Source organism: Rhizobium sp. UFLA01-1127 (assembly GCF_059803845.1).
Genome location: NZ_JAUQTZ010000215.1, coordinates 1 through 7,174 on the forward strand (window position 1 = coordinate 1; position 7,174 = coordinate 7,174).

Annotated in this window: 6 protein-coding genes; 4 read left to right on the forward strand and 2 right to left on the reverse strand. The window is 60.7% G+C overall.

The genetic code is table 11. The features are described 5' to 3' along the window. On the reverse strand, positions 1-316 hold a 316-nt coding region (locus Q4Q11_RS30190; protein ID WP_498571775.1), incomplete at its 3' end, for an FAD-dependent oxidoreductase. Here Q4Q11_RS30190 and mnmC2 point away from each other — a divergent pair. After that, complete coding sequence (mnmC2, locus tag Q4Q11_RS30195) at positions 315-1,049, forward strand: tRNA (5-methylaminomethyl-2-thiouridine)(34)-methyltransferase MnmC2 (RefSeq protein WP_113217346.1); 735 nt, start codon at positions 315-317, stop codon at positions 1,047-1,049. The two genes, Q4Q11_RS30190 and mnmC2, sit on opposite strands and share 2 nt — an antisense overlap. Here the strand turns inward: mnmC2 and Q4Q11_RS30200 are convergent. Continuing rightward, a complete protein-coding gene (locus tag Q4Q11_RS30200; RefSeq protein ID WP_498571776.1) occupies positions 1,046-3,853 on the reverse strand; it encodes a response regulator in 2,808 nt (935 codons plus the stop codon). The genes mnmC2 and Q4Q11_RS30200 overlap by 4 nt on opposite strands. A gap of 215 nt (positions 3,854-4,068) precedes the next feature. On the opposite strand from Q4Q11_RS30200, the gene Q4Q11_RS30205 reads away from it, so the two are divergent. The 3 genes from Q4Q11_RS30205 to Q4Q11_RS30215 all read left to right on the forward strand — a co-directional run. After that, a complete protein-coding gene (locus Q4Q11_RS30205) occupies positions 4,069-5,655 on the forward strand; it encodes a trimethylamine methyltransferase family protein (protein ID WP_112505473.1) in 1,587 nt (528 codons plus the stop codon). A 144-nt stretch (positions 5,656-5,799) separates the two neighbouring features. Then, positions 5,800-6,114 (forward strand): hypothetical protein, encoded by a 315-nt coding sequence (locus Q4Q11_RS30210; RefSeq protein WP_113223544.1) that lies wholly within the window; start codon positions 5,800-5,802, stop codon positions 6,112-6,114. 388 nt (positions 6,115-6,502) lie between these two features. Further along, on the forward strand, positions 6,503-7,174 hold a 672-nt coding region (locus Q4Q11_RS30215), incomplete at its 3' end, for a DEAD/DEAH box helicase (RefSeq protein WP_498571777.1).

Genomic DNA, 7,174 nt, shown 5'->3' on the forward strand with positions numbered 1-7,174 from the left:
GCCGTCCGGCGCGGCGGTAGCCCGCCGAAAGGCCGGTCATCGCCTCCAGCGCCGTAATTTCATCTTCCAGCGATACCAGCGCATCGAGCTGAAATTGCTTCTTGTCGGACCATTTGTCCGGCATGTGCGGCATCAGCGCGCCCAGCAGACCGCCGCTCGCCCCCTGACCGAAATGGCTGGCTTCGACAAGCAATGTCTGGATGCCAAGGCGCTCGGCATGGACAGCCGCCCATATGCCCATGATCCCGCCGCCGACGATTAGCAGATCGACGGACGATTGACCGGCAGGTCTCGGAGGATTATCGGCTTTTTCCATGACTGATCCAGTTTCCGATAGGACCAAGGCGTCCGAAACCCATGCTGCAAGCCCGGAGCTCGAATGGCGCGACGGCGATATGCCCTATTCGTCCGCATTTGGCGACCATTTTTATTGCCAGACGGATGGCAGGCTGGAATGCGGCCATGTTTTTCTGGCCGGCAATGGCCTTCCCGACCGCTGGCAGGGGCAACAGGATTTCCTCATCGGCGAACTCGGCTTCGGCACCGGCCTGAATTTCTGCGAGACCTGGCGCCAATGGCGGAAGCTAGCAGCCCCGGGTTCGACGCTGCACTTCATGTCCTTCGAACTCTATCCCATGCAGGCCGAGGAGATCGATCGCGCGCTGTCGCACTGGTCCGAAATCGATAGCGAGCGCCAGGCGCTTGCCGCCGCCTGGCCGAGCCGTCCCGAGGGTGTCGTGTCACTCAAGCTCGATGCGCATACGCGCCTTACCGTCGTCTGCGGACCGGCCCTTGAGGGTGTCAGGCATGCTCGGCAAAGCTTCGACGCCTGGTATCTCGACGGCTTCGCACCCTCCCGCAATGCCGACATGTGGTCGCCGGAACTGATGCAGGCGCTCCACGAAAAGACGGTTCCGAACGGCACCTTCGCCACCTATGCGGCCGCCGGCTTCGTGCGGCGAAACCTGCAGGCGGCAGGATTTGTGGTGGAGCGGCGCAAGGGCTTCGCCGGCAAGCGGGAAATGCTTTGCGGCGTCAAGCCCGGCTAGTTCCTGGAACGATCGGCCTGAAAAGCGGTACCGCCCAGATAGCGCTCGATCTTCGCCTCGAGAAGTTCGGGGCTGATCGGCTTGGACATGCAATCGTCCATGCCCGACTGCATGCACATGACGCGATCGACATCCAGCGCCTGCGCCGTTACCCCGACGATGGGTACGTGCCATCCCTGCCCGGCCTGGGTCTCGAATTGCCTGATCATGCGGGTCGCCTGATGACCGTTCACGACAGGCATGGACACGTCCATGAGGATCAGCGACGGCCGCAATTGGCGCCATGCGTCCACGGCCGCCTGACCGTTCTCCACGACGAGGAACCGCAGGCCGGTTCCCTGCAGGATCTGCGTGAAGACGATCTGGTTCACCTCATTGTCCTCGGCCACAAGGACGTCGATCGCATTGCCGGGTTTGGCGGACACCATCCGATCGTCCGCTTTAGTTGCGGCTGCAGCTTCAGTTGCTACCGAAGGCTGCATTGAGCCCGATTGGCCGGTCATTTTCTTCCGCCGCGACGTACGGACGACATCGATGACCGTGTTGCGCAACACGTTGGCACGCACCGGCTTCATGAGATGCGCCTGACCCTTGACGGCTGCAAATTCCTTATCGCTGCCGGCGACGCCCATCGACGTCAGAAACACGATGGGGAGCGCCTCGAAACGCGGGTCCGCGCGCAGGCTATGTGCGACATGATAGCCGTTCATGTCCGGCATGCTATAGTCGATGATGATCGCATCGACCGATACTCCCATATCGAAGGCAGCATCGAGGATGGCGAGTGCGGTCCGGCCATCCTCGACCGCATATCCGTCGAAACCCCATTGCGCCAATTGTTCGGTCAATATGCGACGGTGTACTTCATCGTCTTCCAAGATCAGGATCCCGGCACGCTTCAGATTTGCCGGCAGCTCCGGAAGCCTGCCTCGGGCTGCGACCGGCGGCATGGGCAGATGCACAGTGAAAGCCGATCCCTTGCCCCATTCGCTTTTCACCGACAGCGAGCCGCCGAAAAGATCGACGAGGCCGGCCGTGATGGCAAGACCGAGACCTGAGCCTTCCAGACGCCGCGCGAAGGAAGAATCCGCCAATGAGAATTTGTCGAAGATCGTATCGAGCTTCTCCTCGGGTATGCCGATGCCGGTATCTTCCACACGCAGCATGAGCAATATATTGTCGTCCGGCGCAGACTGGCTATCCAGCTCCACCAACACATGTCCCCTCTCGGTGAACTTGATCGCGTTGCCGACGAGATTGGTCACGATCTGCCGAAAACGGCCGGCATCGCCCAGCATCGCCGCCGGCACGCCGGGAGCGACGTGCACCATCAGCTCGATATTCTTTTCCGATGCCGCGGCGGCAAGCAAGGTCGCAATATCTTCGACGGCCTCGGCGGGATCGAAGGCCACCTGCCGCAGATGCATGTCACCGGTATCGATGCGGGAGAAATCGAGAATGTCGTTGATGATGGTCAGCAGCGCATTGCCTGATTTCACAATAATGTCGACGAAAGTCTTCTGCCGGGCATCGAGATCGGTCTTGCCGAGCAGTTCCGCCATGCCCAGCACGCCATTCATCGGCGTGCGGATTTCATGGCTCATATGGGTCAGGAATTCGGATTTTGCCCGGTCCGCGGTATTGCTGCGCGCCAGCAACAGCTGCAGATCCGCTTCGCGTTCCTTCATCTCGGTGACATCGGTCAGCACCACCGTCCAACGACGATGCTCGCCGATCGCGGCTTCCAGCTGCAGCCAGCGGTCACCGATAATCCGGAACACGCAGGAGATCGGCTTGCCCGTTGCGATATTCTCGCCCCATGATGCCCTCAGAGCCTCGGAATTCTCGCCGAAATCGCCGCGTTCTGCACAGTAATCGAATGCCGCGGACCAGTCTTTGCCGACTTCGAGAAGCTCGGACGGTAGCTTCAGCATGTCCTTCAGGCGATCGTTTGCCAGCATGATCGTACCGCATTGGACGATCAGCAGGCCTTGGGACATGGCCTGCATGGCGTCGGCCATGAGTTCGCCGAGACGCTCCAGCGCCAGACGAGTCTCGGTGATTTCCTGGGACTGCTGTCTGACGGAGGAAATATCCGTATAGGACATCAGCGTCCGGCCGCCGGAAATGCGGCGGGCATCGATGATAACGGCTTTGCCGTCGGCAAAATTGACTTCCGTCTGCAGGTGCTCACCGGCCTGGCGGAGCGCAGCCAGACGCGCCTGATAAATGTCGTCGATGCTGCCACCGTCGGATCCGAAATGCGCCAACTCGTAGTGCTTGGCGATGAGGTCCCGATAAGGGCGGCCTTCGAAGCGATCCTCCTTCGAGAATTCCCAAATGTCGTAGCAGGCGTCGTTGACATATTCCACGATATAATCGCTGTCGTGGATCAGGACGCCGATCGGCATGGAGCGAAGAATATTGTCGAGATCCTGATGCAGTCTCTTGACGGGCGCTTCGAGAAACACGCCAAAAATATAGACGCGGTCTTCGGACGGGGAAAAACTCTCGATCTGGATGCGCGAACGTTGATAGCCCGAGGCATCGAAGCACAGTGCCACCTCCTCCGAACCGAAGACCAGAGCGCGGCGCTCCCTGTCTTCTCTATCGGCGCTCTCGCCGGCATCGAGGAGGTCATGGCTGCGATTGCCGATGAAATCGGAAATATCGTGCCCAAAAAAACGCGCATAGGCATCGTTGACGGCGACGTACCGAAGCTCGCTGTTCTTGATGTAGGCAGGCCTGTCCAGATTGGCGATCCGGCGGCACACTATGTCAAGCAGTTCACCGTCCAGGGTCAAACGGAGCCCCTCTTCTCACCGCGCATGATAGTTCATGAAACGACGCTCTAGCATGATTGGTTTTAACAAGGTGTTAACCATGTTTGATCGGTGCTGTACGTCGCGTTCAGACCACGCACTGTCCTATAACGGTCACGCCCTGGTCGCAAACGACGGCGGCACGTCGGGACAAACTCTGCCAAGAATCCGTCAACGGACAATTGGGAGCGATCGCCATGAGCGAAGAAGAAGGCCTGACATTGAACGAAGCGCAGATCGCAACGGCGACGGGCGAACGGCGGCGGCGGGCCGGCGGGCGCGGCGCCGAACGCAGCCGTAAGCCGAGCGGTACGAAATATCTCAATCTCGTCAACAATCTCGCGCGCACGGAACTCCTGTCGCCCGAAGCGCTCGACGACATTCACGAGGCATCCCTGACCATCCTCGAAGAGATCGGCATGGACATCATCCTGCCGGAGGCGCGTGAGCGCATGAAGGCCGCCGGCGCCGATGTCACGTCGGGCAGGGAACGCGTGCGCTTCGATCGCAACATGATCATGGAGCTGATCGCTTCCGTTCCATCGACCTTCACCCTGCATGCCCGCAACCCGATGAGAAACGTCGAGATCGGTGGCCGCAATCTCGTCTTCGCGCAGGTTGCCTCCGCCCCATTCGTCGCCGACCGCGAAGGCGGAAGGAGAGCCGGCAATCAGGAGGATTTCCGCAAGCTCATCAAGCTCGCCCAGTCCTTCGACGTCATCCACATGACCGGTGGCTATCCTGTGGAGCCGATCGATATCCATGCTTCGGTGCGCCATCTCGATTGCCTCTCGGATATCGTGAAGCTCACCGACAAGGCCTTCCACTGCTATTCGCTCGGCAAGCAGCGCAATCTCGACGCCATCGAAATCGCCCGCATCGGCCGCGGCATCGGCATGGAGCAGATGGAACGCGAACCTTCGCTCTTCACCATCATCAACTCCTCCTCGCCGCTGCGCCTCGACGGACCGATGCTGCAAGGCATCATCGAAATGTCGTCGCGCGGCCAGGTGGTGGTGGTGACGCCGTTTACGCTTGCAGGCGCCATGGCGCCGGTGACCATCGCGGGCGCGCTGGTGCAGCAGAATGCCGAAGCGCTCTGCGGCATCGCCTTCACGCAGATGGTGCGCAAGGGCGCGCCGGTGATGTATGGCGGCTTTACCTCGAATGTCGACATGAAGACCGGTGCACCCGCCTTCGGCACGCCTGAATATATGAAGGCGGTCATCGCGGGCGGTCAGCTCGCCCGCCGCTACGGCATTCCCTACCGCACCTCGAACACGAACGCGTCGAATACGCTCGATGCCCAGGCGGCCTACGAATCGGCACTGTCGCTGTGGGCGCTGACCCAGGGCGGCGGCAATTTCGTGCTGCATGCGGCCGGCTGGAGCGAAGGCGGGCTTACCGCCTCCTTCGAGAAATTCATCCTCGATGTCGACATGCTGCAGATGGTCGCCGAATTCCTGACGCCGCTCGATGTCAGCGCCGACGCCCTTGCACTGGATGCCGTGCGCGATGTCGGTCCCGGCGGCCATTATTTCGGCACGGCACACACACTCGCTCGCTACGAAACCGCCTTCTATTCGCCGATCCTGTCGGACTGGCGAAACAATGAAACCTGGGCGGAAGCCGGAAGACCCACGACTTACGATCACGCCAACCGCGTCTATAAGGAAACGTTGGCGCGTTATGAACGGCCCCCGCTTGATCCGGCCATCGAGGAAGAACTCGATGCCTTTGTCGTCAAGCGCAAGGCAGAGGGCGGCGTTCCAACCGATTTCTAATTGAAAATAAAGAGCTTTTACGCTCGAATCATGGATGAAATTTAATGTCGCGGCCCTCTTTTTGGCCGCGACCTCGCCCCCTTTCCCACGCAACCTACAGCTCGGCTTCGGCTGGAAGCCCTCTGTTTTGGGAAAGGGATGTCAATGTCTGTGCTTCGCACTTTAACAACGGCCGGTTTGATCGCGCTGACGCTTGGCAGCGCCGCCGCCGTAACCACCACAACTGCCAGCGCCTCCGATCGCGGCGCCTTCTTCGGCGGTCTTGCCGCAGGTGTCGTCGGCGGCGCCTTGGCGGCTGGAGCCATGCGGCCGGCCTACCCGGCCTATTATCCGGCCTACCCTGCCTATTACGACGGCCCGGTCTACGAGCGGGTCTATGTGCGCCCCTATCCCAGCTGCTACTGGGCATGGCGCCACGATGGATGGGGCCGCCCCTATCGTGTCGAGGTTTGCCGCTAAGGCCTGATGGCGCCGCAAGGTGGCAACGAAGCTCCCTACCGATCGTCTCCGATCTCGGATGCCGCCGAATTTCCGGCGGCATTTTCGTCCACTTGTTGAAAAGCTTTCGCCCGCACCCCTTGACTTTGGGCGTGAATAAGACCAAATGCGCCTCAGCTTTCACCTTCCGGCCGCCGCGTGAGCGTGCCCTGCGGGACAATCTGTACGCAAGAGAAGGACAAAAGCGCTTTTGATAATGAGGCCGCGCCAAGCGCTGCGGCCGGATGCGCTGGAAAGCTATTTCCAACTTACAAGTTCCCACTTCACGCGGGGTTCTTGACGCCAGAGACAGACCGGACCGCATGGTGCGACCCGGCCTATTTGCTTTGGCGCCCCGAAAGGTATTGAATTGACCGATTTTCACTCGCTTGGTCTCTCCAGGCAGATCGTCGATACGCTGTCGCAGAACAACTTCGCCACGCCGACGCCGATCCAGGCTCAGGCCATTCCGCTCGTTCTCGAGGGCCGCGATCTCATCGGCCTCGCCCAGACCGGTACCGGCAAGACGGCCGCTTTCGGCCTGCCGATCATCGAAATGCTGTTGAAGGAGGCCAAGCGCCCCGACAACCGCACCGTCCGCACCTTGATTCTCGCTCCGACCCGCGAACTGGTCAACCAGATCGCCGACAATCTCAAGCTCTTCGTGCGCAAGTCGCCGCTGCGCATCAACCTCGTGGTCGGCGGCGCGTCGATCAACAAGCAGCAGCTTCAGCTCGAGCGCGGCACCGACATTCTCGTCGCGACACCCGGCCGCCTTCTCGACCTCATCAACCGCCGTGCCATCTCGCTCGGCCATGTCACCCACCTCGTTCTCGACGAAGCCGACCAGATGCTCGATCTCGGCTTCATCCACGATCTCCGTAAGATCGCCAAGCTCGTCCCGGCCAGGCGCCAGACCCTGCTGTTTTCGGCCACCATGCCGAAGGCGATCGCCGACCTCGCTTCCGATTACCTGACCAATCCGGTCAAGGTCGAAGTCTCGCCTCCAGGCAAGGCGGCCGACAAGGTGGAGCAATATGTC